Here is a 25,790-nt window from a genome sequence, read left to right on the forward strand (position 1 = left end):
GATGTATAATAGGAGAAATTTATTTGATTGACTATAACACCCTATTTTACATTCAATAAAATTTATTATAATATTAATATATATTGATTAGACATATCTATGTCTATGCCACAAGATTAGTTGCTAAAAGTTCTAGAAATTAATAGAGATTATATTTTAAAAATAAATTTTTTACATATTTTTGACGTTTAAGGAAGAATTGGCTTAATACAAGTATAAAATAGGGTATTGCACATTACCTTACGTCATGTGGTACAATAGTTTAAGTAGAGGTGATATGCTGTGTCCATGCCAAAATCCGACCTTGTTAGTATAGGAGAATTTGCCAAAAAATCTGGTGTAACTTTAAGAACTTTAAGATATTATGACAAAATCAGCCTTTTAAAACCCTGTTCTTATAACCAATACGGACATAGATTGTACAGTGTTGAAGATTTCAGCAAGCTGCAAAAGATACTGACCCTAAAATTCATAGGGCTTTCTCTTGAAGATATTTCCAGAATAATGAATTATGATATAAACCACAATGATTTAAAAAAATCTCTGGAGATACAGAAAGAAATAATGAAAGAAAAAATATACCATATCAAAACTGTAATAAAATCCATAGATGAAGCCGTTCATATGCTGGATCAAAATAAAAAATTAAATTGGAACAAGTTTCTGAACATAATAAATGTAATAAATACAGATCAAAAATGGATAGAACAATATGAAAATGCCTCTAATTTAAAAGCTAGAATCAGAATACATGAACTCTTTAGTACCAATAAACAAGGTTGGATGGACTGGTTTTTTCAGCAATTGAATCTGCCAGCTGAAATAAGTATATTGGAACTTGGCTGCGGCAACGGCGAATTATGGGCAAAAAATTTATATAAAATTCCAGCAGGATGGAATATAACTCTCACTGATTTTTCTGCGGGCATGCTGGAAGATGCAAAAAAAAATTTAAATTTAAAAAGATTTAAATTTAAATTAGTAGATGTTCAGGATATACCTTACGACAAAAACAGCTTTGATGTAGTAATTGCCAACCATATGCTCTATCATATAGCTGACATAGACAAAGCTCTTTCAGAAATTCACAGGGTTTTAAAACCCAATGGATATTTTTATGCCTCTACAGTTGGCAAAAACCATATGAAGGAAATGAGGGATATTGTTAAAAAATTTAATTCACGGGAAATAACCACAGACAGCTGGAATCTTACAGAAAACTTTCAGCTTGAAAACGGGCTTTCAAAAGTCTCCAAATGGTTTGAAAATGTGACCTTAAAAAGATACAAGGACAATCTAAAAGTTACCTATGCCGGCCCCCTTGCGGACTATATATTTTCAATGCCCGGCAATACAAAAAACATACTTGATGAAACCGGGCTCCAGGATCTTAAAGACTTTTTACAGTCTGAGATAGACAAAAATGGATATATTTATATAACAAAGGATACTGGCTTTTTTCAAGGTATTAAGTAGAAAAAGTTTAAAAATAGAAAGGATTTGATATTTATGAATAAAAAAATTCCCTTTTCCCCTCCAGATATTACACAAGCTGAGATAGATGCCGTAGTGGATGTCTTAAAATCCGGCTGGATAACTACTGGACCTAAAACTGCTGAATTTGAAAAAAATATAGCTGAATACTGCGGTTCAAATCATGCCCTTGCACTGGCAAACGCCACTGCAGGCCTTGAAATTCTGCTCAAGGTATTTGATATAAAAAAAGGTGATGATGTGATAACCACACCTTATACTTATACTTCAACTGCCAGTGCAGCTATTCACTGCGGAATACTTCCCACTTTTGTGGATGTGCAAAAAGATGATTTTTTAATTGACCCGGAAAAATTATATGACGCTATAAAGCCAACCACAAAGGCCATATATTCTGTGGATTTTGCAGGGGTACCGGTGGATTATGATGCCATAAAGCAGGTTTTAAAGGACAAAGGCCGTGAAGACATACTTCTGGTATCCGATTCCGCCCATTCATTTGGTGCATCTTATAAAGGCAAAAAGGTTGGCGCTCAAGTAGATGCCCACGTTTTTTCCTTTCATGCAGTGAAAAACCTTACTACCGCCGAAGGTGGAGCAGTAACTTTCAATAACAATAATCTATTTGGGAAAAAGGATCTTTTCAGAGAACTTAAATTGATGTCCTTAAACGGTCAGTCCAAGGATGCCCTTTCGAAAACCAAAGCAGGAGCATGGCAGTATGATGTATTGTTTGCTGGAGCAAAATGCAATATGACTGATATAAATGCTGCAATAGGTCTTGTTCAGCTTTCCAGGTACGAAGATATTTTAAAAAAGCGTAAAACCATATTTGACATATATACCAATGCACTAAAAGATAAGGACTGGGCTATCGTTCCTTTTGAAAAAAATGATGACGAGATCACATCCTATCATCTATATCCACTTAGACTTAGGGACTTTACGGAAGAAAAAAGAAATACTGTAATACAAATTCTTGCAGAAAAAGGTATTGCCACGAACGTACATTTTACACCTCTTCCCATGTTTACAGCCTATAAAAAACTTGGATACTCCATAGACGATTATCCAAATGCATATTCACAATATGCCAATGAAATAACCCTTCCTCTCTATTCAACTCTTTCACCGGAAGATGCTGAATATGTAGCACAAGAACTTATTAAAGTAGTAGAGAAAGTGAGGTAATTTATACAATGGAGGTTAAGTTTTTTACACCTACAAGAGAATATGCCGAAAAAAAAGATGAATTCGATAAAGCAATACAATCCGTGTTAAACAGCGGGAATTTCATAATGGGCAGGCAGGTTACTGATTTTGAAGATGCCATAAAAGAGTATACAGGAGCCAAATACGCAGTTTCTGTGGCTTCCGGAACAGATGCACTTGTCATCACTTCAGATATACTTGGATTTAAAAATGGAAGGGAAGTAATAACCTCTCCTTTTACCTTCCTTGCCTCCACTTCTTGTATAGCCAAAGGGTGTGCAAAACCTGTATTTGTAGATATAGATGAAGACACCTTCAACATAGATGCAGAAAAAATTGAAGAAAAGATAAATGCGAACACTGTGGGAATACTCCCAATACATTTGTTTTCACAGATGTCAAACATGGATAAAATAATGGATCTGGCTTCCAGAAACCATTTACGTGTACTAGAGGATGCTGCGGAGGCCTTCGGTATGAAGTGGAAAGGTAAAAACAGTGCTCTATACAGGCACTCCGGTACTATAGGTGACATGGGTATATTCTCCTTCTTTCCAACCAAAACCCTGGGTGGATACGGTGACGGAGGAATGATAGTTACAAATGATGCCAGATTGGCGGAAATGGCCAAGATGTTCAGAGTTCATGGAGCTTCAAAAAAATATCATTATGATTATCTGGGTTACAATTCGAGACTTGATACAATACAGGCTGCCGTACTGTCAGTTAAATTGAAATATATAGATGAAGCTATCGAAAAGAGAGCAAAAGTTTCAGATTGGTACAAAGAAAGACTTAATGACTGTGACTATATAAAGATACCTGACATAAAAGGGGAACAAAAGCCTGTCTACTATGTATTCAATATACTGGCACAAAATCGGGATGAACTGGCTGCCTATTTAAAGCAGAACAATATAGGAACCAGCATATATTATCCAATCCCGCTGCACCTCCAAAAATGCTTTGATTATTTGGGACATAAAAAAGGTGATTTTCCTGTAGCTGAAAAAGTATCAAAAGAAATACTGGCACTTCCAATATATCCTGAAATAACAGAGGACGAAGTGGACTTTGTATGCACTGCCATAAAGAATTTTTATAAAAAGTGATCTAATTACTGTACCTGGACTTCCCATTTTCAAACTACTGTAAAATGTGAAGCCCTGGTATTTATAAATATTTACACTATGCATTTTTTTGTAAAATCAATTATGCTATCTGTGAGCTGCCTAAAATAAGCTACACTTGAATAGCAGTGATCAGCCCCGGAAACAAACTTCAAAAAAGCCTTCTCTGCCAGCATTTTTTTAATCTGTTCAGAATAAAGAGGCGGTACTGATTCATCTTCTGTTCCATGAACTATGAGTACCCTGCCACCTATTTCCTTTAAATAGTCAAAAAAATTGTAGTTAAATGCATCCTCTACAGCACTCCTGTATATCTGGTTAGTTTCAAATTCTATATATCCGGTGTGAAGAAATTTTTCCAGTCTGCTGCCCTTTACTTTACTTATAAATATATCATACATATTGAAGGCAGGACTTATAAGAATAGTATTTTTAATTAAATTCGAATAATTACATGCAATTACAGCTGCAACTGCACCACCCATGCTGAAGCCTAAAATATTTATGTTGCCCTTGTCCACATAATCAATTGAGTTCACATAATTCAGTATTGCACTGCAGTCTTCAATTTCCCCCGATATGGTCAAATTCAAAAAATCGCCATCACTTTCACCGCTTCCGGCAAAATCAAATCTTATGGAAATTATACCTATGCTTTCCAAAATTCTAGATATTTTTACAAACATAAAATCATGGCCCAGTTTGTTTCCCATAAATCCATGACAAAAGATCATACAGGGCATTTTACCTTCTGCTTCGGGTTTGTTTATAATTCCTCTCAGAGTTTCTCCGGCTTTGTTTTTCACTTCAAAATTTTCAACCATACTATCAATCCCCCAAAATAGAATATTAAAGTGTTATATATATTTTATCGGAAAGAGTAAGCTTTTCAGGATTCCACCGCCTTCTAGGACACTTTACGACCTTATAGTTCATATTCAAAGCTTTTATAAATTCATAGAACCTACAGTCCAGCCAGGGTGGTGTCCAGCTTCCCGATCTGCATATATGAATATAGTCAACAATCATTTTGTCTTTAAAATCCTCCATGTCTGGATAATCTACATGAAAATTATGGTTTATTTCCTGAAATTCTTCCTTGTTCTCATAGGTATATGGACTATAGACTATACTTACTCTCTTTACTATTTCATTTTTCAGCAATTTTCCAAGCCAATTGGCACAATTCAGTTCAAAATCAAGGGACTTCATTCCACCATATCCCAAATCTGAATGAGCATCAAAATTTATCACTTCATCACAGTCATTGTCTTTTGCTATATAATAGGAAATTTTATGAGAATCAGATATATATATCTTTGTCTTTTCTTTTATAATAAAGTGCTGCTTGATCTTGTTCCAAAAGCCCATAATTTCTTTACCTGCTCTAACCGACTTTTCTATATTTTCCCCTTTTTTCATAGCTTCAAAATATCTTTTATACCACATGTTTATTTTATTTCTTTTATTTTCAATATAAGAGCCACACCATTCCCTCTTTATGGGAATGAAATAATCCCAATCAATACTCAAAAGATTTTTCCTCATGATACAGACTCCCCCTTTTTTTCAATTCACAATTGACAATGCACAGTTCACAATTAATGAGGATTTTCGGATAAAGCCTAAAATCAACTAAATTTTATATTTTAACTCTGACACTTGAATAACTAACCCTTTTTTATGTTTTTTAATTTTATGCTCTCTAATTTTTTATTATCAGGCTTTATCTTTATTCTATCCAAAAATGCAGAATTTTTAAATATCTTTTTAAATAAAAAATATCCTAAAACCATAACTGCCAGTTCCCCTACTGCCTGGGTGAAAAATGTATAAAAAAAGGGGACTTTATATAATATATGAAGCTCTTCTGCTATAACTGCACTCCCCAAGACAGGCCACAGAATTGAAACCGCCATATTCCTGGTTTTCCACATGGCATAGGTTGCAGCAAGAGTTGCAAAACTGCCCACAAAAACATCCACTATACTGAAGCTGTAAAAATTTGATATTGCACACCCCAAAGTAAGAGATATTATATAAAAAGGATCTATAAAAGCAAGAAAATTAAGCACTTCACTGATTCTAAACCCTATAGGGCCCCAATAGGACAGCTGTCCCAATGCAATAGTTGCTACTATATATATTCCAGCCACTACAGCCAGTTTTACCAATTTATCTGTTTTACTCATTTATTTTACCCCCAACACCATCCAAATCTGCATTACACCTGGCATCTACATCATCCAGCACCTCTACTCTATTATAATAGGTTGTCTGCAAGGATTTGAACAACTCACTGTTGTAAAACTCCTCTACAAGTCTATTGTCTCTTTTTACCTCTGTGCTGTTTTCACAAAATACATTCACCGTAACCCTCTCAAAATATTTAAGTGCAAGTTTTACATCTTTTTTTAGACCTTCAAGTGTCTGTCCATGCATTCCAAATAGAAGATTCACCCAATCAAAATTTTTGAAATCACACGCTTTTCTAGGGCCAATTCCCTTATGGAGTATATTTTCCCTGTAATCCACATCAAAAGTCTCTGCACCTACTATGAACTTCAATTCAACAGGGGAAAACTGTTCTTTAAAAAGCTCTATATTTTCCTCATATTTCACATGTCCCTCAAAAATAATCTTTTTTATGTTCTTATCCCTGCACAATCTGATGAGCTCGAACACGGTACAGACATCCAGTTCACTTGTACTCCCGGAGTTAATCACCTGAAGTACACCATATTTTCCTGTAACCTTCTTGAGTACTTCAGAATTCAATTTGTAATTTTTAAAAGCACTTCTGTCCTGATCCAGGTGGTAATCACAGAAAATACAATTCCCCCAAAAACACCCACTTCCTCTTAAAAGCACAATTTCCCTGGGAAGCCTCTCAGTAATTTGTCCATATCTTTTCAATTTCGGTAAAGCACCCATACTATCTCTCCTGACCTCTTTAAAAATTTACCCGGACGCTGCAATTGTTACCTCCCAACTTCCTAAGATGGGAGGTAAGGCACTGCTGCGCACCTGAATAAGGCAATTCTTAGATTCGTAGTGATTTGCTTAAGAGAAAAGTCTTTTTCAAGAATCTTAGAATCACTTGATCCGAAAAGTATAAGAAATGTTGAATTCCATCCGCAGGATCCATATCTGAAAAAGAACAGATGCAACACAAAAAGGTGAAGAAATCTCTCCACCTTTTTTATATCACAAATAGACTATTATAATTGAACTATCAATAGCATCAATCCATAGTTTTGTTTATAGACAGGATGGTTTCGAACTGTCTTATACAGTTTTCACTTTTTCATTATATTCTATAAAATTAGGAAAATCAAGGGGCTTTGAAAAATTTGACTTTCCTATTTCTTATAAGATGTAATAAATACTATTTATAAAAGCCCTGGATTTACCAGAGCTTTTATCTTTTTTAGAAGTAATTATACGTTTACGCCTTTCCATCAGTATAGAATAGATTAAGAGTCTTTATTATTCGATAATAATTCAATCTTTTTGTCTGCCAAAATAAATCCTATTCCTGATATCAAGCCTGTTAAAGATCCTATTGTAGCAGCTATTCCTGTGCCTTTATACGTAACGCAACCTACTATTATTCCAATAGCTCCTACAATAATAAGAATTATTCCTATGATTTTCATTTATTTCTCCCCTTTCATTTATTATTCCACATAAGTACTTCTATAAAAATATGTATATTCCTTCTAGATTTTATCAAATATGTAAAAAAGCTTTTCCTTTCACATATGAATGAGCTTTATAAATATAGATCCGTGGTTAAAATTTATGATACTATATTTAATATAGATCAATGCGCATATGAACTAAAATTAAAGGAGTAACTATGGAATTTATGAAATTACATATTATTGGTGGACCAGGAAGTGGAAAAACATATATATCAAATTTAATTTCAAGCCAAACAAATATTAAAAATTATGATTTAGATGACATATTCTGGAATAATTTTTTAAATACATTTGGAATTAAAGCAGATACAAAAACAAGAGATACGAATTTACACAAGATATTATCAAACGATTGTTGGATAATTGAAGGGGTTTATTACGCTTGGTTAAATGAAAGTTTTAGAAGGGCAGATATAATTATAGTATTAAAAACAAATGTTTATATAAGGGATTGGAGAATTATTAGGAGGTTTGTAAAAAGGAAGATAGGATTAGTACCATATAATAAAAAAGAAACTCTTAAGGGACTGATAGAACTTATTAAATGGAATCATAGTTATGATAAAAAAAACATGATTGAAGCAGAACAAATGATAGATAGGTTTCCCAATAAAAAGGTAGTTATTAATAATAGAAAGGGAATGTACGAATTTCTAAAACAATTAGTTTAGATACACAATTTTCAAATCTATGACCTAAAAAATAGGTCATAGGCCAAATTAATGACCATGACTAAAATTATTTCTGTTACCACCACACCAATACTTGTAACTTTCATTTTGCATCTTTTCTACCTTCAAACTCCTTTTGATGTATGACATGTCCTTTTAAATGGCTGCAAGCAACTAATATCCAAGACTTTTGTTAATAATGATCAATTCAACCTCTGTTCCTTTCATTTTTTTATAATGAACAGCAAGCAAATTGCATATTCTTTCTGGGCTTGAGCAATCATAACACTTGTCTGCCTTCAGTGCGCATGGTGTTTTATAGCCATGCCTTTTGGCATTTTGAGGAGCGGCAATATTTCTCGCACGCCAGATCGCTTCCTCTAGTGAAGGCACAATTTTATTGATACCAAAGACAAAAAACACCTTCTTATGCCCGAACAGCGAACCTGCAACTCTATTGCCTCTTGCGTCAATATTTATCAATACACCGGTTTCGGAAGCTCCATTAACAGACGTAATAAATACATCCGTCTGGAGGCACCTCTTTCCTACGTCAACAAAGCTCTTATCGTGTGGACAATGCTGCGGATCGAAAACCTGATTGTGCAGAGATAACTTTTCATACAGTTTCATGCTAAGCAGTGTTTGAGAATCTCCCAATCCAACCGTTGTTTGATGAATTTCTACATTAAGATAAGAAGCCGCCTCCTCTGGCGTTTGAAAAAACTTTACCTGATAGCCATTTTTTTCAAATGAGATAATAGCTTTTTGAATATCCATTTTGTCCTCCTTGTTTTTTATAATCTTATATAAATTACTATTTGAACCAAAATAACAGTTATTCATTCAATAGCATTGACAAACACCGTTTCAAATACTGGAAATAGGCAATACTAAAAAATTTTTTTATATCAGGAAACAAATTGGTACAAACAATACAGTTCTTATTTTACCAGAACAATAAGAATAGGCAGTATGATAAATGATGCAAGAGTTGTCCACAAAATACACTTTGAAACAATTTGCGGAGAAGCATCAAATTTCTCTGCCAATATAACAGAGTTAACTGCCACCGGCATAGATGCTAAAATAAAGAGAACTGAATAAAGCATTCCACTTATATGCAGTATATATAAACAAAGACATGTTATAATCGGTGATAGAAGCAGCCTACATATCATACCAGACCAAAATGTTGTCTGAGACTCTAGTTCCAAATTAGAATTTTTCACACTTGCCATTTGAGCTCCTAATATGGCCAAAACTATGGGAGAATATGCCTGACTGATCATATTAATGCCTTCCTCAATACCTCCTGGTAAATTGAGATTAAGAACTCGCAATAAAACAGCCAATAGCGCTGCGTAAATAGCCGGAAGTGAAAATACTGATTTTATCGCATCCTTTGCAGAAAACCTGGATCGTGCCGCAAAATAGACACCTATTGTATTTACAATAATCATTTGGACTACTACATAAATAGATGCCTTACCCAATCCCAGTTTTCCAAAGGCCAACAAAACAAGTGGCAGTCCATAATTATTACTGTTTGTTAAGGTTGATATCAGGGTAAGTCCTGCAATATTGTGAGAGGATAACTTTAGTATTTTACCTAATATATTGGCTGCAGCCCACATGAATATAAGATTAACAATACTAAATACAAGAGTCTTGTACACATCTCCCCAAGAAACTTGTGCAGTGATTAATGCCTGAAAAATCATTCCTGGAGTTAAATAGTATAAGACCAATGTTACTAAATGCTTTGTCTCAAGATTTTTAAAACGTACAAGGAGCACTCCAGCAATCACAGGTATGGATAACGGAACAATAACTTGAATTAGTGTCGATAAAACTGTTTGAACCATGCTGCTAAATCCCTTCTAAAAATTTATATTAAAAATGATGTATAAAAATATTATATCATAAATATAATTTTTGCTTATTTTAAATAGATAGGTTTTAATTCAATTATAAATTTTAAGGGTCTACCTGCTATTTCCTCCATTACATTTTCAAAAATATTTTTTATATTCTGATCTGAGCAAGAATACTCAATGTCGAAATTAAACACATTATTGGTAATAAAAGAACTGATTATTTTGATATCCTTATAATTTTCAATTTTTAATGGAATTTTTTCAATGAATTGATCCATCACCATATTAAAATTTTTAAAATCGGTTCTTATTCTACATACAGCTAATTTATCATTCATTTTATTTCTCCTTATGAATTAATTTAGCAAAAGTAAATGCATACTATTTTGGCATCAATAAAATTCAGAAATTTTTCATACTTATGTATACAGATCCTTATATATTTATTTCGCAACATATATGATATTCAAATACGATAATATCAACACTAATATTCCTACAAATATCCTATATACGGCAAAAACTTTCATAGGCTTTTTCTTCAAAAATCCTATGAACTTATCCACAACCACCAATGCCACTAAAAATGAAATTATAAATCCTATAGCAAGTCCAATTATCTGAATGGAGTTCATGGATATTTTAACTTTTATGAGAGACCAGCCGGACGCAGCTATCATAGTAGGTATTGCCAGGAAAAACGAAAATTCCGCTGCCGCTACATTGGTAAGCCCGCTTACCCAGCCTCCGATTATGGTAGAAGCCGATCTGGACATTCCCGGCCATAGTGACAGACACTGGAAACACCCAATTTTAAATGCCTGTACAATATTTACATCTTCAATTTTTACGGTACTGTTCCCTTTTCTATATTTATTCTCCATGTATATCATGAGTACACCTCCGAATACAAGAGCACAGGAAACAGTAATAGGATTGAACAATTTTTCCTGAATAATATCATTAAGAAGAACTCCTGTAACTGCAGAAGGTATAAAAGCAATTAAAATGCTTGTCCAAAGCTTAAATCCCCACTTTCCGGGCATAAGATTCTTAAGAGAATTAAATATCTTTTCCCGGTAAAGGACCACTATAGCTAATATTGCTCCAAGCTGAATCACGACTTCAAACATGTCTATGTAAGCTTTGTTATAAGCAGGTGATTTAAAGTTTATCAGATTTCCCACTATTATCATATGTCCTGTAGAGGATATTGGTAAAAATTCAGTAACTCCCTCTACAATACCTATTATAATGACTTTAATTATAAACATCATGTACATTTTCTAGCCACTCCTTTTCAATTAATTCATACCATGCTTTTTTCCCTGACAAATGTAACAACAGCAGGAATAAGCGAAATTATATACCATTTAAGTATTTATCAATATGAAGTACAATGTTGATTAAATTTGCAATATTATTCATATCTGGTCTCCTTTTCGTCCAAAATCTAAATGCTTTCATAATAACACCACATATGTTATACGTTCAAAATTAGAAATGGATTAAAAAAAGATTAAAATTGAAAAAAATCTTACCTTCTCAATCTTAATCTTTTCACATACATTACACGTATTCAGTTTATTTTTCATTTTTTATAACATCGTCTGGCATACATACAATATCCAGAATCACAATTATTTTAGTACCTTTTTCCTCTTCACTTTCGATGTCAATTTTTCCATTATACATATACACAATTTGTTTGGCAATAGACAATCCCAGTCCACTTCCACCAGTGTCTCTAGATCTGGATTTATCTACACAGTAAAATCTATCGAATATTTTATGAATTTCATTTTTCGGAATTCCTATGCCGGTATCGCTTACCGATATGCTAACGTATTTCCCTGATTTAACGGAACTTATATCTATTTTTCCGTTCTCTGGAGTAAACTTCACACTATTATCTACAATTATTCTAACCAGCTGCTTTACAAGTTTATAATCTGCAATAACCTGTACATTTTCATTATGAGTATTTGACACTGTATGTTTTTTATCTATCATTCTAGTCTCCTCAATGATCTCATCCACTAATTCATTGAGATAAAAAATATTTTTCTCCATTTTGGGGGAATTATTGTCACTGCGAGCCAAAAAAAGTAGTTTTTCTACTAATTGTCCCATATTATATGATTCGGATTTAATGGCTTCAATAGATTTATCAAGGGCCTCTCTGTCATTTTTCCCCCATCTATCCAGAAGATTGGCATATCCCTGAATTATAGCTATTGGTGTCCTGAGTTCATGGGATGCATCTGAAACAAATTGTACCTGCCTGTTAAAAGATGTCTGAAGCCTGTCGATCATATTATTCAACGTGTTTGCCAGCCTATTAAGTTCATCGTTAGGTCCCTTTATACTTATTCTTTCTTTTAAATTGTTAATGCTTATTTCATCCGCAGTTTTTGTAATATTATCAATTGGATTAAGCATTCTTTTACTTATAATATACCCCAACAAGATAGATAAGACTATTCCAAACAGATCCGCTGCCGCCATGAAAAAGAATAATATCTTCAAAAAATCATATTCATTATCCATGTCTTTAATTATCTGTATATATAGAGTCCCATAGGTATTATCCAATATTTTAGTATTTAAATAAGCAAAATGCTTTTCCTGCTTTTCCATATGTCTTACTTTGCCATAGGGTTCAGAAATCTTCAGATCATAGTTGAATTTATCTGATATATTTATTGTTCTCCCATTTTTATCTATTATTTTTATAAATATATTTTCATTGGGCATTATATCAGAAAACAGCTTATTACTTGAGAGTTGTTTCAATTTCAATCTGTCGAATATTATTTGATTCACATCCTCCAAACGCTTAGCTGCCTGATTATACATGTAGCGCCTTACTCCATGCAATACATAAGCATTAGATACTGCAAGCATTATGGAAAGCATAAAAGCAAATATTCCAGTTAATTTGATAGATATCTTTGCATTTCTTATAATACTTAAGTTCATAGCCTAGTCTCCTTTTATCGCATACCCGACTCCCCTTATAGTTGTGATTAACTTATTTTCAAATCCATCATCGATTTTGCTTCTAAGATATCTTATAAAAACACTGACCACATTGGTGTCATTAAAATAATCATATCCCCAGACTTTATCTATCAACTGATCTCTTGTCATAACTACATTTTTATTGGCTAAAAGGATCTCCAAAAGATCATATTCCTTTTTAGTAAGTTCAATGTGTTTTCCATCTCTTGTCACTTCATGGGTCCTGGTATTCATTACAAGATCATCTACTTCATATTTATAATTCTCTGATTTTTCACCATTATTTCTTCTTATAACGCGTATCCTGGCTAAAAGTTCTTCTATAGCAAATGGTTTTGTAATATAATCGTTAGCTCCTGTATCAAGTCCCATTACCTTATCCATTACATCATCTTTAGCAGTTATCATTATGATTGGAATCTTGGAAAACTGCCTTACCCTCCTGCAAAGCTCCATTCCATTTAATTTTGGGAGCATTATATCTAAAAGTATCAGATCATAATTCTCATTTTGTATTTTCCTAAGTCCATCTCTTCCATTATATTCAGCATCAGTATCATATCCTTCATGATTGAGTTCCATCTGAAGAAACATTGACATCTTTTTTTCATCTTCAATTATGAGTATTCTATAGCTTTTCAAAAAATCACCTCAAATATCAGTTGTAATAGCACTTTTACTAACAATAATATATGTTATTAACATTAAAATCAGATTAAAAATAGTACATCTTAGGTGAAATTATTGCTGCAAATGAATAGTCTCTTTTGATTTACCATATTTTTTATAAAATACATACATTAATACTGCAGCAAGTAATGCCATTACTGAACCAAAATAAAAAGGAGCTCTATTGTTAACTTCATCATATAATACACCGGCTATGAGACTTGCCGGAAGTATGGTTATGCCTATAAGTGAATTATATATTCCAAGACCTGTCCCCCTTTTATTCTTATCTATAAGATCTGAAACTAATGCCTTTTGTATGCCATCTGTTGATGCACTGTAAAGACCGTATAAAACAAATAATAAAATCAACAGAATTTTACTATTTGTTTTCCCAAAACCAAAGTATATTACGGAGTAAAGCATATATCCAAAGATAATAAGCTTTTCTCTGCCGAATTTATCAGAGAGAATCCCCATGGGAACAGCAAATAGCACGGACATAGAATTAAATATCAAATATACAAGCGGGATAAACAATGCTGTTATACCAATGTCATTGGCCTTCACTAACAATAGTGCATCGGTTGAATTACCTAAGGTAAATATGAAAACGATTCCTAAAAATATATAATACTCAGTAGAAAAATCGTGAAAAGCAATTTTCTTAGGTAGAGAATCCTTACTTTTTTTCGCTTCTTTTACAAAGAAAATTATAGTAAATAACCCCAATACACCTGGTAAAAATGAAAACACAAATACCTTGCGGTAATCATCAGGAAATACTGATAAAATTGCAAAAGCAAGTAACGGACCTGCTATTGCTCCACTATTGTCCATAGCTTTGTGAAACCCAAAATTTTTTCCCTTCTCACTGTCACTTGATGAGGCTGCTACAAGACTGTCTCTTGGAGCTGTTCTTATCCCTTTTCCAACCCTTTCACTAAATCTTATAATTAAAACCTGAAAAGGCGAAGTCACTATTGAAAATAATGGAGACAAAATGGCAGTAAATCCATAGCCTATGACCATGAAAGGTTTATTTTTACCAATTTTATCACTCCACCATCCCGATAAAGCTTTAAGAATTGATGCAGTGCTTTCTGCAATTCCTTCGATAAGTGATACCTCTGTTTTTGATGCACCTATTGAGATTAAAAATAACGGCATGATGGCGTATATCATTTTTGTGGTAGTATCCGTTAAAAAGCTAGTTAATCCAGTAAAAAAAATATTTCGTTCAATACCTAAAACTTTTTTCTCATTTTTAATATTAATATGTAGTCACCTTCTTTCTATATTGATCTATTACCATGAGTATAATTCATGCTGCTGCATTATTGGCATAATCATCATTTCTATTCATTGCATTTTAAAGGAAAAAGAACTCTGTTAAGAGCTCTTTAGTATTCCAATTTATAATTTATTTTTATTTACGAATTAATAAAATCCTTGAAAACATTACATGGAAGCCTATCAAAACTATCAAAGTAAACGCTAAAATCCTATGTATTTTAACCCATGACCCCCTCATATTCCTGTTTATAAAAATTCCGTAGACACCCAAAATAAATACTGCCAACATAACTGCAGCTGCTACAAGCCCTGATATTGATAACCCCCTAAAGCTATACATAAGGTATAAATGTCCTATTACAGCTATTGATGCAACTATTTCAGCTATTTTATGATATTTAACTATGTATCTCATAACAAACCTGTATAAATCCTTATATTGCTTTCTATCATTTGAAAGTTTACTTATATATGTCCTATTTACATATTTCATAAAATAATTAAGTAATGCTATAATATAACCCCATATAGTAATCCATCCAAGCAATCCAGCAATACCTCCCATTTTTATCTCTCCTTTTTTAGTGACACGTTTTTAAGTATTCTCCACCTTCTTCAAAATTCCTCCTAATTTCAATAAAGATTTATCATAAGCTGTTGAATATTAATGCTAAAGAAGATATTATTTGTAAGAAATATGCAAAACACACACTTCAAATGACGGATGCCTGTTTTACTATTTACAGTTTTTAATACTATTTTCCATAACTTTTTCCATTAACCTTTCAAAGACATCACATTCTATATCACTTAAATTTTCCGTAATCCTATGATGCCACTCGTCTTTTATTTCTAATATTTTTGGATAAATAGCAAGTGCTTTATCTGTAGGGAAAATATTAAATGCACGCCTATCATTTGAACTTTTAGTTTTAATAATAAATCCCATTGCTTCAAGCTGGGATAAAACTTTTGTTACAGTACTCTTATCGATAATCAATCGTTGAGATAATTCATCCTGAGTATATCCTGGATTATCACAAATGCAAACTATATACATAAACTGTCCACTGCTGATTCCTAATTTTTGAAGATGTTCTGTATAAAATATTTGTGAACGCCGGTGTGTCACAGAAACATATTTTGATAGATCCTTCATAATAGTCCTCCTCATTACTGTTTCGTATGCAACTTTAATTTTAAAATAAACAGATTATTATGTCAATGAATATTCTAATAATGAGGAATATAAACACTTAGATTTAGATATTGACATTATTATAGTAAAAGAATTATAATATTAGTTGCATATGAAACTAATATTATAAATAAATTTTCTAATTAGGAGGCATTACTAATGTCAAAACTTAAAATAATTATAAGATATTTTATATTTACAACTGGTTTATTTTTTATGGGTTTAGGAATAAGTTTAACCACAAAATCAAATTTAGGAACTTCTCCCATCAACAGTCTCCCATATGTGCTTTCTATGATATTTCCTTTTACTGTTGGACAATTTACCTTTTTATTAAGTATTCTATTTTTTCTCATAGAGATAATCATTTTAAGAAACAATTTTCCAAAAGAGCAATTTTTTCAAATATTCGTATGCCCTTTTTTTGGTTTGTTTGTTGATTTAGGAATGAACATATGCAGTTTTATAAATGCTAATATTTATATAGAAAAAGTACTTGTTTTACTTTCCGGTTGTTTTGTTCTTGCCTTTGGAGTGTATTTACAAGTTATCGCCAATGTAATTATAAATCCTGGAGAAGGTGTTGTAAAAACTATTGCTTATAAAACAGGCAAAAAATTTGGAAACATAAAAATCATGTTTGATTCCACCCTGTGTATACTTGCAGTAATAATTTCACTTTTTGCTTTTGGAAATATAAAAGGAGTGCGGGAAGGAACAATAATTTGTGCTGCACTTGTAGGAAGTATCACAAAAATATGTAGTGTTATTTTTGAGCATTTTAAATATAAATATATTACATCTATATCTATAGATAAAGATTATGAAAGTAATTAGAATCTACTCTTTTGTCCATTTTGGCAGCAGTATTTCCTTATTGAATATAAAAAGGTTATGTATTTAATTTAACTTACGAATGCAGTTATTGTAAAGTTAAGCTTTCTATCTCCTCTATGGTTTGATATAATAGAGTTCATAAGAAACATTCTTTGTTTCACATCTTAAAATTTCAGGCTTCCACATTTATTTAAATGTACAAAAGTTGAGATTATGACTAACCATATATATTATAGTAATTATTTGGGGGATTATAAAATGAATATAAAATTTATAGACAAAATTTCTAATGGAACACTTAGGATACTTTACAGAAGAGTTACAGATAGCAATGTTAAAAAAATTATAGAACAAAATGAAGTTACAACTGTCGGTATATGTGATGGAAATATTGCAGATATAATAGCTGCAAGTGATATTGCGGAAAAATCATCCAATGTAATTGTGAGCGAAGTTTCAGGAGTATGCCCTCAACATATTGTCTGCATAGCAATTTTCGGAAATACAGCTGCTGTAAAAACTGCATTAAATTCAATAAAAAACGATTTACCAAAATTAAAATATTAGAAGAAATAGGTTTTCGGTTGTTTTTACTAAAGACTATAATTTCAATATAAAAAATCTAGAAAAGGTACCCAGATTCAATTTACAAAAATCCAGGTACCTTCCATTTTACTAATATAGACCTAATTTATCCTCACCTATATTTATAAATATATTTTTAGTCTGGGTATAGGCATTTAGAATTGATTTATAGGTTTCCCTTCCTATTCCGGATTTTTTATATCCTCCAAAAGGTGCACCTGCCGGAAGCTGATTATAGGTGTTTACCCACATTCTCCCGGTTTCCACCGATTTTGCCACTCTCAGTGCCTTATTTATATCTTTCGTCCAAACTGCTCCTCCCAAACCATATTCTGAATCATTGGCGAGTTCTATAACTTCTTCTTCATCTTTAAACTTTATCACCGTAGCAACAGGTCCAAATATCTCCTCCTGTGCTATCCTCATGTTATTTTTTGCATCTGCCAGAATTGTGGGTTTTACAAATTCACCTTTTTTAAGTTCGCCTTCATCTATTTTATATCCTCCTGTTACAAGGGAAGCACCTTCTTCTTGTCCTATTTTCACATAGTTCAGAATTTTTTCAAGCTGCCTGTGGTTTATCTGGGCTCCCATCTGAATTCCATCTTTCCAGGGAAGGCCAACTTTTACCTTCTCAAAGGCATTTTTTATTTCATTTAAAAACTTATCATAAATTTTTTCCTGAACAAACAATCTGGAACCTGCACAACAAACTTGTCCCTGATTGAACAATATTCCAAGCTGTACACCTTCAATAGCTTTTTCCCAAGGAGCATCATCAAAGAATATGTTGGCGGATTTTCCTCCCAGTTCAAGTGTTGCAGGTATGATCCTTTTGGCAGCCTGTTCCGCAACCCTGTAACCCACCTCTGTAGAACCTGTAAAGGCAAGTTTACTAAATCCTTCATGCCCCAGCATGTAATCTCCGGATTTTGAGCCTCTGCCTGTAACTAAATTCAATACACCTTTGGGAAGTACATCTCCTATGAGCTTTACCAGTTCAAGAAGACTCAATGATGTGGAAGATGAAGGATGGATTACTACGGTGTCACCTGCTGCAAGTGCAGGAGCAATTTTCCATGCAGCCATAAGTATTGGGAAATTCCACGGGACTATTTGACCAACTACTCCTATAGGCTCTCTCAATACAATACTCAAAGTATTATTGTCTATATCCTGGGCATTACCTTCTTCTGTTCTTATTGCTGCCGCAAAATATCTGAAATGATCTGCACTGGCAGGTACATCTACACTGAGAGTTTCCCTGAGAGGTTTACCATTGTCCAGAGTTTCCACCAGTGCAAGATGTTCCTTGTTCTCATCTATAATATCAGCTATCTTCAAAAGCAGATTGCTTCTCTGCTCACGCCCAATTAATTTCCAGCTTTTAAAAGCCTTATGGGCAGCGTCTACAGCTCTGTCAACATCCTCATTGGTTGCATCTACAAATTCCGAGAGAACACTTCCATCAGAAGGGTTGTAACTTTTTATCTTGTCATTCCCGCTGCTGTCAACCCACCTGCCGTCTATATACAGTTTGTACTCTTTAGCTACTGCTTCTTGAATTTGTTGTTTTGATACCATAAAAATCACCTCATATATATTTATTGCTATTAGTTATTTTATAATAACACTTTTAGATAAAATGTCAAGAAAATTTTCAATTGTTACAATTTTATCAATATATTAGTTAATTATTTATCATATAGCACATAGTTATAACACCTCACTTTATATAAGAAATCCACAAATCCCTCATATCTCTGAAATATTCTTCTCCTGTAATAACATACAGCACATTCATCTGCTCTATATGAACTGAATGGTAGAAATCAGAACTGCTTGGAACTGATTTTTTCACAATATGGTGCAAATCATAAGCTGTAAAATTTCCCAAGTCATAATAAGGCAATATGCATTTTAAACTGTCAAGGCCCTTATTCCAGTATCTTCTTGCCAGGTTGAAGTAATATATATTTTTTGCACATCGTACATTGCTCCAATCATAAAGTCCTATAAGAGTAAATATGTGTCCATTTAAAGTATATGTGGATGTGGAATTTATATACTGCTGAAAAAATATTTTACTCTCAAATTTTTTATCCAGAGCACCCAGGTTATCCATCACGCCCCCTTTTGATATTGGCATTAGAAGATATTTCAATGCTTTCTGACCAGATTCTATATATTTTGGATCTTCAGTCAAATAATATGCCCTGGCAAATACACTCAGTGCCTGGCCTTGAGACATACTTGAGGTCCAACCTTCCTTTAGGCACTCGTAGTGATTATATTTGAATTCATATCTCAAAGAGCCGTCCTCTTTTATATTTCTTGTTAAAAAATCTGCTATATTTAAAAAGCTGTTCCTGGTATCACAGCCCTCCATGTATTTATCATACATATATAGTGCATATTGGCATATGGTAACTGCATTATAATAAAACTTGCCATCATATTTTACCATGGGGACTCCATTTTTATCCAATTTAAAGCTAGGTGACTGTATATATACCCAATCCTGTTGATGATCAAAATATTTCTTAAAGGAATTATAATCTCCATATAAAACATAACTGCATTTATTATCTTTGTAGTATTTTTTTCCATCTTCGGCTATTCGTATATATTCGGGTAAAAAAGAATAATTTTTTAAAACCGGCAGATTTCGCTTTGCCAGCATCCTGCATACCCTGGCTTCATCTTTTATATACAGTGGTAAGTTAGAATTTGACAATATTCTATCATATATCTGTATCGCTTCTTTGTACCTGCTCTGATTCTGAAATTGACGGCTTTTTTTTAGCATAATTTCACCTTTATCTCTAAAAAACTCACCCACTTTGTGAAGCTTCTACGGATCTGTCGAAGCTTCCGGCAATAATAATTAAAATTATAAATATGCATGACATTCTAACAAATATATTTTTTATCAATTTTATATCCTCTCTCTCTAATAATTCCGATTATAAAAACAATAATATTTAATATTATTTTCTAATACATAAAAATATATTCGAATTTTCATACGGATGCAAAACAATGACATGAGCAATATTAGATTAGTATTGATAGACAGACTATTACATATTCCCACGAATTTTTTATCAAAAAAAGAGAATGGACAGTGACCCTGCCCATTCTCTTTTTTGCTACTTTACAACTGTCAAAAGCATTTTAAACTTTTCCACCGCCTGAAGTGCATGTGGAACACCAGAAGGCATTATTATGGATTCTCCAGAATTTACATTAAAAGTTTCATCTCCTATTGTTATAGCTGCCTTACCATCAAGAACTTGCACCATTGCATCTCCATCAGTTATATGAGTACTTATTCCCTCGCCTTTATCCAAAGAAAACAGAGTAATGCTGACAGAAGGTGTCTGAGCAATAGTTCTGCTTATAACCTGCCCTTCATTATAAGATATCAAGCCTTCCAGATTCAATACCTTTGAAATTTGTATATTTTTTATTAAATTTTTCATAGCAGTTACCCTCCCTATACTTTATTTATTAATAGTATAGGACTTTTTCAAGTAAAAATATGTAACGAGCGTTACACATCTTTACTCCAGAGCAGATAAAAAACAACGTGATAACTCATACTGACACTGCCAGCCTTTCCCTAAATAAACAAATCCAACAGCAAAATGATTATTATTCCTGTTACCGATAAAATTGTCGATAACAATGTCCATGTAGAAAATGTCTCCTTTAGGCTTAGGCCAAAGTATTCCTTAACCATCCAGAATCCTGCATCGTTTACATGAGAGGCTATCGCACTTCCACATCCAGTTGCAAGTGTTACCAAGGCCAAATTAGCATTAGAATTGGCCAGCATTGGAATAACCAGACCTGACGTGGATAGTGCTGCTACGGTTGCTGAACCTAATGAAACACGTAAGATTGCTGCAACCATCCATGCAAGAAGTAACGGAGATATAGAACTTCCTTTGAACAGCACAGCTATATAATCTCCAACGCCTCCAGTAATGAGCACTTGTTTAAAAGCGCCGCCGCCACCAATAATTAAAAGCATCATTCCAATTGCCGCAATAGCGGAAGAACAGGAAGACATTATTTGTTTAATTGGGATTTTTCTTCTCAGTCCCATCGTATAAATTGCAACTATTAAAGATATAAGCATTGCCGTAGAAGGATTCCCAATAAAGTTAATAACATTAAAAAGTAAACCATCCTCAAATCCTACTGTATCCTTTATCATTGAAATTATTGTGGAAATCATCATTAAAATAACTGGAAACATTGCAGTCAGCAGACTAATTCCAAAACCAGGCGTTTCTTCCATTTTAAACGTTTTTTGTTCACCCAGGGATTTAATATTGCCCCTTTTCTCAAAGGCACTTGGTATGATTTTCTGGGCAACTTTATTAAATAATGGACCAGCTATAATAACACAGGGTATTGCCACAATAATACCATACAACAAGACTGTTCCAATATCCGCACCATATTCCCCAGCTATTACTGTGGGCCCCGGATGCGGCGGTAGAAAGCTGTGTGTTACCAGTAGAGAAGCAAGCATAGGGATACCTAAATATATTGGAGAAATTTTCAATTCTCTTGCAATGGAGAATATAATCGGAATCAATAAAACCAATCCAACTTCGAAAAACATGGCTATACCAACAACAAATGAAGCAATTACAACAGCCCATTGAATTCTCTTTTCACCAAATTTGCTAATCAAGGTCATGGCGATACGATGTGCTCCCCCTGCATCAGCAACTAATTTGCCGAGCATGGCACCGAGACCAAATATCAAAGCTATATGACCAAGAGTTCCGCCTATTCCGGATTCGATGGTTGAAACAATTTTATCAAGTGGTATTCCCAGAATTAAAGCCTCAACAAACGAAACCATCAGCAACGAAACAAATGTATTTAATTTAAAGACAGAAATTAATACTATTAACAGTACTACGCCTAATGCTACTATTAACAATGGCATTAATAATCCCCCCGATTTCATTAATTTTCAAATTCAAACAGTTATTTTTTATTCAGTGCTTTTTTACCTGCTTCAAGGACTTCAATAATTTTGTCCACGTCATATACACTTCCACTCCAGGTTCCACCGCTAACAGATTGAAGTGCCGCCCATAATCTTGTATCATCCGGAAGATTGGGATCTGGCTGAAGTCCTGGATGAGGCTCACGTGATTCCAGTAATTTAGCCGCTTCTTTATAAGAAAGTTTTTTGTCCTCGGTTCCAATGAAATTGATGGATCCCTCAAGCTTATTTGTATCGACTATTATTTCAATAACATCTCCATCACGCAATTTTCCAAGAGGCCCTCCTGCCAATGCTTCAGGTCCTACATGACCGAAACAAGCTCCTGTAGAAACACCGGAAAAACGTGCATCCGTAATCAAAGAAACATGCTTGCCGAAAGGCAGTTGTTTTAATGCAGATGTCAGCTGGTAGGTTTCTTCCATTCCTGTTCCCATCGGCCCTCCGCCAATTACAACCATTACATCTCCAGCCTTGATTTTTCCAGCGTCTTTAAGTTCTTTAATGGCAGCTTTTTCAGAGGTAAAAACTTTAGCTTTCCCAGTATGTCTGAATACGCCATCATCATCTATGACAGATGAATCAATGGCAGTTGATTTTACTACCGAGCCTTCAGGAGCAATGTTTCCCACAGGGAAAGTTACCGTTGATGTCAATCCTCTTTTTTTCGCCTTGCTTGGATTCATAATAATATCGTCAGGATCAATTTTATCAATTTCAACTAGACGCTTTCTGCACTCTATACGTCTTTCAGATTTTTCCCACCAATCAAGATTAGCTCCAAGTGTTTCTCCTGTAACAGTAAGAACATCCTCATTGAGCAGCCCAAGTTTTCTCAAATGGAGCATAACTTCAGGAACTCCTCCTGCCAGAAATGCGCAGACTGTTGGATAATTAACCGGCCCAATTGGAAGAATACTTACTAAACGGGGCACCTTCTTGTTGATTCTGGCCCAGTCTTTTACAGTTGGAACTTTACAGCCGGCAGCATATGCAATTGCCGGAAGATGAAGAAGTAAATTTGTCGATCCTCCAAAGGCGGCATGAACCACCATGGCATTTTCAATTGATTTATCGGTAATAATGTTATTGGTAGTTATTCCATTGCTGACCAGATCTAAAACTGCCTTAGCCGACTGCTTAGCTACTTCTTCCCATATTGGCTGACCCGAAGGTGCTAAAGCAGAATGTGGTAATGCTATTCCCAAGGCTTCAGCAATAACCTGGGAAGTACCTGCTGTACCTAGAAATTGACATCCGCCACCAGCAGAAGCACAAGCCTTACATCCCAAACTGCAGGCATCCTCCAGTGAAATTTCATTGTTGGCGAATCTAACCCCAATAGTCTGAATGGTTCCCGCATCTTCCCCTTCCTTAGGCTGAAGTGTTGCACCTCCAGGAACAATAATGGCTGGCAGCTCATGCATGGATGACAGTGCTATCATCATGGCGGGCAGACCTTTGTCACATGCTGCAACCCCAATTACTGCCCGGCGTGTCGGTAATGAACGAATTAATCGACGAAATACCACTGCCGCATCGTTACGATAAGGAAGCGAGTCAAACATTCCCGTTGTACCCTGACTGCGACCGTCACATGGGTCCGTTACATATGCGGCATAGGGAACTCCTCCCTGTTTCTTTACTTCTTCAGCAGCTGCCTTCATCTGCAATCCCAGTTCAAAGTGACCTGTATGCAATCCTACAGCAATTGGAGTACCATCATTATCACGTATTCCACCCTGGGTACTAAGTATCAAGACATCACCGCCTAGAAGTTTAGATGGCTCCCATCCCATTCCAGCACTTAAAGTCATTCCGAATATATTACCGCTTGGTAAGGTGCTCAACAGTTGTGGGGTAAGTGGAAGTGACCCATCAGGTCCTTTTGCATGAGTTTGAATTTCATATAATGATTTTTCTTCTTTTCCATAAATCGATTTCAATGACATAATAAATCCTTCCTTTCTTTAATTTAAAATAATCTCAACAATTTCATTAACAAAGTAAAAAAATATACAATAATTTTTAGGAAATTATATGCTCTACTTCTTCCATGAACTTTTCAACTGCACTGCTTTGTTTTTCATCAGCCTGCAGAAGAGGAGTTTTACAATAATCTTTAATATGCATACCTTTAATCATCATTGCTTTTTTTAGAATTGGAATAAAACATGGACTTATTTCATATAATTCTGACATCTTGTTGACATAATTCTGAATTTCAGCTGCTCTATCCATATTTTTATCATTAACTGCTTTTACCCATTTTACAAAAATCTCCGGATAGAGATTGGAAAGGGCACTGATGCAGCCACTTCCACCTGCAAGGATATTATGGACAAAATTTTCATCAAATCCTGAAAACACTTCAAATTCGGGAAATTCCCCCTGTACCGTTTGAATTAATTTTCTAGTATGTCCCATTTCTGATACAGTATCTTTATAACCCACAATATTGTTGTATTTTCTCAATAAATTAAGTGTAAATTCCGGTGATAGATCATAACCGGTCCTGTCCGGATAATTATATAAATAAATATTTCCTTTTACGGATTCTGATATTCTGCCATAATAAAATTCTAAACTTTCATAAGTCAGACTAAAATAATATGGACTGACAATAATAACATTCTCTGCTCCAGCATCAATGGCATAATTTGAAAGTTCAATTGTATCTTCTATAGTCATACAACCTGTACCTATAATCACCTTTGCTCTTTTATCCACATGAGTAACAACAAGATCAATTAATTCCTTTCTCTGTTCAATAGACATGGCATAAAACTCTCCAGTGCTGCCCATAATAACAAGTCCATCTATGCCTGAATTAATAAGACGGTCATATACATCCTTGTTTGCCCGTACATCCAAACTTCCATCAGTATTAAATGCAGTAATGACAGGAGTTAAAAATTTAGCTTTTTTCATGTATTATCTCTCCTTCAGCAAAAATTAGATTAAATTCAAGTTCTGTTTTACAATTTACAAGTATTATTTTCCATTCATTTTATTCGTATATACAAATTAGTTTTATATATACGAACTATAT

General features: G+C 33.9%; 26 protein-coding genes. 6 read left to right on the top strand and 20 right to left on the bottom strand.

The annotated features are described in order from the left end of the window. Window positions 1-288 precede the first annotated feature (288 nt). Genes CLLU_RS13265 through CLLU_RS13275 form a run of 3 tightly spaced genes read left to right on the top strand, consistent with a single transcriptional unit; the run spans window position 289 to window position 3,818 of the window. Complete coding sequence (locus tag CLLU_RS13265) at window positions 289-1,476, top strand: MerR family transcriptional regulator (RefSeq protein ID WP_207656006.1); 1,188 nt, start codon at window positions 289-291, stop codon at window positions 1,474-1,476. Between the two features lie 33 nt (window positions 1,477-1,509). After that, a complete protein-coding gene (locus CLLU_RS13270; protein ID WP_106010268.1) occupies window positions 1,510-2,685 on the top strand; it encodes a DegT/DnrJ/EryC1/StrS family aminotransferase in 1,176 nt (391 codons plus the stop codon). 8 nt (window positions 2,686-2,693) lie between these two features. Continuing rightward, window positions 2,694-3,818, top strand: a complete 1,125-nt coding sequence (locus CLLU_RS13275) for a DegT/DnrJ/EryC1/StrS family aminotransferase (RefSeq protein WP_106010269.1) — start codon at window positions 2,694-2,696, stop codon at window positions 3,816-3,818. A gap of 71 nt (window positions 3,819-3,889) precedes the next feature. Here the strand turns inward: CLLU_RS13275 and CLLU_RS13280 are convergent, their stop codons facing one another. The 5 genes from CLLU_RS13280 to CLLU_RS13300 all read right to left on the bottom strand — a co-directional run bounded on the left by CLLU_RS13280 (window position 3,890) and on the right by CLLU_RS13300 (window position 7,495). Then, window positions 3,890-4,660, bottom strand: a complete 771-nt coding sequence (locus tag CLLU_RS13280; protein WP_106010270.1) for an alpha/beta hydrolase family protein — start codon at window positions 4,658-4,660, stop codon at window positions 3,890-3,892. A gap of 25 nt (window positions 4,661-4,685) precedes the next feature. Continuing rightward, the gene (locus CLLU_RS13285; protein ID WP_106010271.1) at window positions 4,686-5,384 is read right to left on the bottom strand and encodes an arginase; all 699 of its coding nucleotides are present in this window, start codon (window positions 5,382-5,384) and stop codon (window positions 4,686-4,688) included. Between the two features lie 122 nt (window positions 5,385-5,506). After that, complete coding sequence (locus CLLU_RS13290) at window positions 5,507-6,028, bottom strand: QueT transporter family protein (RefSeq protein ID WP_106010272.1); 522 nt, start codon at window positions 6,026-6,028, stop codon at window positions 5,507-5,509. After that, a complete protein-coding gene (locus tag CLLU_RS13295; RefSeq protein WP_106010273.1) occupies window positions 6,021-6,770 on the bottom strand; it encodes a radical SAM protein in 750 nt (249 codons plus the stop codon). Before CLLU_RS13295 ends, CLLU_RS13290 begins: the two co-directional genes overlap by 8 nt. 542 nt (window positions 6,771-7,312) lie before the next feature. Beyond that, window positions 7,313-7,495 carry a hypothetical protein gene (locus tag CLLU_RS13300; protein ID WP_106010274.1) on the bottom strand — a complete coding sequence of 61 codons (183 nt, stop codon included), beginning with the start codon at window positions 7,493-7,495 and terminating at the stop codon, window positions 7,313-7,315. Between the two features lie 203 nt (window positions 7,496-7,698). Here CLLU_RS13300 and CLLU_RS13305 point away from each other — a divergent pair, with 203 nt between their 5' ends. Then, a complete protein-coding gene (locus CLLU_RS13305) occupies window positions 7,699-8,214 on the top strand; it encodes a P-loop NTPase family protein (protein ID WP_106010275.1) in 516 nt (171 codons plus the stop codon). Between the two features lie 174 nt (window positions 8,215-8,388). Here the strand turns inward: CLLU_RS13305 and CLLU_RS13310 are convergent, their stop codons facing one another. The 9 genes from CLLU_RS13310 to CLLU_RS13350 form a co-directional block, all read right to left on the bottom strand. Continuing rightward, entirely contained in the window at window positions 8,389-8,994 is a 606-nt protein-coding gene (locus tag CLLU_RS13310) for a lactate utilization protein (RefSeq protein ID WP_106010276.1), read from the bottom strand. A gap of 164 nt (window positions 8,995-9,158) precedes the next feature. After that, window positions 9,159-10,082 (bottom strand): AEC family transporter, encoded by a 924-nt coding sequence (locus CLLU_RS13315; RefSeq protein WP_106010277.1) that lies wholly within the window; start codon window positions 10,080-10,082, stop codon window positions 9,159-9,161. Window positions 10,083-10,156: 74 nt separating this feature from the next. Beyond that, window positions 10,157-10,432, bottom strand: coding sequence for a hypothetical protein (locus CLLU_RS13320; protein WP_106010278.1), 276 nt, complete (start codon window positions 10,430-10,432; stop codon window positions 10,157-10,159). A gap of 105 nt (window positions 10,433-10,537) precedes the next feature. Next, window positions 10,538-11,371, bottom strand: coding sequence for an undecaprenyl-diphosphate phosphatase (locus tag CLLU_RS13325; protein ID WP_207656007.1), 834 nt, complete (start codon window positions 11,369-11,371; stop codon window positions 10,538-10,540). A 307-nt stretch (window positions 11,372-11,678) separates the two neighbouring features. After that, window positions 11,679-13,076 carry a sensor histidine kinase gene (locus CLLU_RS13330; RefSeq protein WP_106010280.1) on the bottom strand — a complete coding sequence of 466 codons (1,398 nt, stop codon included), beginning with the start codon at window positions 13,074-13,076 and terminating at the stop codon, window positions 11,679-11,681. A gap of 3 nt (window positions 13,077-13,079) precedes the next feature. Beyond that, window positions 13,080-13,760 (bottom strand): response regulator transcription factor, encoded by a 681-nt coding sequence (locus tag CLLU_RS13335; protein ID WP_106010281.1) that lies wholly within the window; start codon window positions 13,758-13,760, stop codon window positions 13,080-13,082. Between the two features lie 99 nt (window positions 13,761-13,859). Further along, window positions 13,860-15,065: an MFS transporter gene (locus tag CLLU_RS13340; protein WP_276329475.1), complete on the bottom strand. Its 1,206-nt coding sequence runs from the start codon at window positions 15,063-15,065 to the stop codon at window positions 13,860-13,862. 151 nt (window positions 15,066-15,216) lie between these two features. After that, window positions 15,217-15,648, bottom strand: coding sequence for a hypothetical protein (locus CLLU_RS13345; protein ID WP_106010283.1), 432 nt, complete (start codon window positions 15,646-15,648; stop codon window positions 15,217-15,219). Window positions 15,649-15,819: 171 nt separating this feature from the next. Continuing rightward, complete coding sequence (locus tag CLLU_RS13350) at window positions 15,820-16,242, bottom strand: MarR family winged helix-turn-helix transcriptional regulator (RefSeq protein ID WP_106010284.1); 423 nt, start codon at window positions 16,240-16,242, stop codon at window positions 15,820-15,822. A gap of 198 nt (window positions 16,243-16,440) precedes the next feature. On the opposite strand from CLLU_RS13350, the gene CLLU_RS13355 reads away from it, so the two are divergent. Beyond that, a complete protein-coding gene (locus CLLU_RS13355) occupies window positions 16,441-17,118 on the top strand; it encodes a YczE/YyaS/YitT family protein (protein WP_106010285.1) in 678 nt (225 codons plus the stop codon). A gap of 258 nt (window positions 17,119-17,376) precedes the next feature. Continuing rightward, window positions 17,377-17,685, top strand: coding sequence for a BMC domain-containing protein (locus CLLU_RS13360; protein WP_158255929.1), 309 nt, complete (start codon window positions 17,377-17,379; stop codon window positions 17,683-17,685). A 108-nt stretch (window positions 17,686-17,793) separates the two neighbouring features. Here CLLU_RS13360 and CLLU_RS13365 read toward each other — a convergent pair whose 3' ends face one another. The 6 genes from CLLU_RS13365 to CLLU_RS13390 form a co-directional block, all read right to left on the bottom strand. Beyond that, on the bottom strand, window positions 17,794-19,287 hold the full coding sequence (locus CLLU_RS13365; RefSeq protein ID WP_106010287.1) for an aldehyde dehydrogenase family protein: 1,494 nt from the start codon (window positions 19,285-19,287) through the stop codon (window positions 17,794-17,796). 142 nt (window positions 19,288-19,429) lie between these two features. After that, entirely contained in the window at window positions 19,430-20,545 is a 1,116-nt protein-coding gene (locus CLLU_RS13370) for a D-glucuronyl C5-epimerase family protein (protein ID WP_242977634.1), read from the bottom strand. 310 nt (window positions 20,546-20,855) lie between these two features. Beyond that, on the bottom strand, window positions 20,856-21,188 hold the full coding sequence (locus CLLU_RS13375) for a cupin domain-containing protein (protein WP_106010288.1): 333 nt from the start codon (window positions 21,186-21,188) through the stop codon (window positions 20,856-20,858). A 140-nt stretch (window positions 21,189-21,328) separates the two neighbouring features. Next, a complete protein-coding gene (locus tag CLLU_RS13380; protein ID WP_106010289.1) occupies window positions 21,329-22,675 on the bottom strand; it encodes a GntP family permease in 1,347 nt (448 codons plus the stop codon). 41 nt (window positions 22,676-22,716) lie between these two features. Continuing rightward, the gene (locus CLLU_RS13385) at window positions 22,717-24,690 is read right to left on the bottom strand and encodes a YjhG/YagF family D-xylonate dehydratase (RefSeq protein ID WP_106010290.1); all 1,974 of its coding nucleotides are present in this window, start codon (window positions 24,688-24,690) and stop codon (window positions 22,717-22,719) included. Window positions 24,691-24,766: 76 nt separating this feature from the next. Further along, complete coding sequence (locus CLLU_RS13390; protein WP_106010291.1) at window positions 24,767-25,669, bottom strand: dihydrodipicolinate synthase family protein; 903 nt, start codon at window positions 25,667-25,669, stop codon at window positions 24,767-24,769. Window positions 25,670-25,790 lie beyond the last annotated feature (121 nt).

The sequence above is a fragment of the Clostridium luticellarii genome (assembly GCF_002995845.1).
GTDB lineage: Bacteria > Bacillota > Clostridia > Clostridiales > Clostridiaceae > Clostridium_B > Clostridium_B luticellarii.

What these genes read in the sequence shown, in the direction of transcription:
- CLLU_RS13355 (WP_106010285.1), top strand. Translation starts at nt 16,441, where the DNA reads ATGTCAAAACTTAAAATAATTATAAGATATTTTATATTTACAACTGGT.
- CLLU_RS13310 (WP_106010276.1), bottom strand. Translation starts at nt 8,994, where the DNA reads ATGGATATTCAAAAAGCTATTATCTCATTTGAAAAAAATGGCTATCAG.
- CLLU_RS13275 (WP_106010269.1), top strand. Translation starts at nt 2,694, where the DNA reads ATGGAGGTTAAGTTTTTTACACCTACAAGAGAATATGCCGAAAAAAAA.
- CLLU_RS13330 (WP_106010280.1), bottom strand. Translation starts at nt 13,076, where the DNA reads ATGAACTTAAGTATTATAAGAAATGCAAAGATATCTATCAAATTAACT.
- CLLU_RS13345 (WP_106010283.1), bottom strand. Translation starts at nt 15,648, where the DNA reads ATGGGAGGTATTGCTGGATTGCTTGGATGGATTACTATATGGGGTTAT.
- CLLU_RS13380 (WP_106010289.1), bottom strand. Translation starts at nt 22,675, where the DNA reads ATGCCATTGTTAATAGTAGCATTAGGCGTAGTACTGTTAATAGTATTA.
- CLLU_RS13320 (WP_106010278.1), bottom strand. Translation starts at nt 10,432, where the DNA reads ATGAATGATAAATTAGCTGTATGTAGAATAAGAACCGATTTTAAAAAT.
- CLLU_RS13270 (WP_106010268.1), top strand. Translation starts at nt 1,510, where the DNA reads ATGAATAAAAAAATTCCCTTTTCCCCTCCAGATATTACACAAGCTGAG.
- CLLU_RS13350 (WP_106010284.1), bottom strand. Translation starts at nt 16,242, where the DNA reads ATGAAGGATCTATCAAAATATGTTTCTGTGACACACCGGCGTTCACAA.
- CLLU_RS13305 (WP_106010275.1), top strand. Translation starts at nt 7,699, where the DNA reads ATGGAATTTATGAAATTACATATTATTGGTGGACCAGGAAGTGGAAAA.
- CLLU_RS13390 (WP_106010291.1), bottom strand. Translation starts at nt 25,669, where the DNA reads ATGAAAAAAGCTAAATTTTTAACTCCTGTCATTACTGCATTTAATACT.
- CLLU_RS13375 (WP_106010288.1), bottom strand. Translation starts at nt 21,188, where the DNA reads ATGAAAAATTTAATAAAAAATATACAAATTTCAAAGGTATTGAATCTG.
- CLLU_RS13295 (WP_106010273.1), bottom strand. Translation starts at nt 6,770, where the DNA reads ATGGGTGCTTTACCGAAATTGAAAAGATATGGACAAATTACTGAGAGG.
- CLLU_RS13265 (WP_207656006.1), top strand. Translation starts at nt 289, where the DNA reads ATGCCAAAATCCGACCTTGTTAGTATAGGAGAATTTGCCAAAAAATCT.
- CLLU_RS13290 (WP_106010272.1), bottom strand. Translation starts at nt 6,028, where the DNA reads ATGAGTAAAACAGATAAATTGGTAAAACTGGCTGTAGTGGCTGGAATA.
- CLLU_RS13360 (WP_158255929.1), top strand. Translation starts at nt 17,377, where the DNA reads ATGAATATAAAATTTATAGACAAAATTTCTAATGGAACACTTAGGATA.
- CLLU_RS13285 (WP_106010271.1), bottom strand. Translation starts at nt 5,384, where the DNA reads ATGAGGAAAAATCTTTTGAGTATTGATTGGGATTATTTCATTCCCATA.
- CLLU_RS13365 (WP_106010287.1), bottom strand. Translation starts at nt 19,287, where the DNA reads ATGGTATCAAAACAACAAATTCAAGAAGCAGTAGCTAAAGAGTACAAA.
- CLLU_RS13280 (WP_106010270.1), bottom strand. Translation starts at nt 4,660, where the DNA reads ATGGTTGAAAATTTTGAAGTGAAAAACAAAGCCGGAGAAACTCTGAGA.
- CLLU_RS13325 (WP_207656007.1), bottom strand. Translation starts at nt 11,371, where the DNA reads ATGATGTTTATAATTAAAGTCATTATAATAGGTATTGTAGAGGGAGTT.
- CLLU_RS13300 (WP_106010274.1), bottom strand. Translation starts at nt 7,495, where the DNA reads ATGAAAATCATAGGAATAATTCTTATTATTGTAGGAGCTATTGGAATA.
- CLLU_RS13315 (WP_106010277.1), bottom strand. Translation starts at nt 10,082, where the DNA reads ATGGTTCAAACAGTTTTATCGACACTAATTCAAGTTATTGTTCCGTTA.
- CLLU_RS13385 (WP_106010290.1), bottom strand. Translation starts at nt 24,690, where the DNA reads ATGTCATTGAAATCGATTTATGGAAAAGAAGAAAAATCATTATATGAA.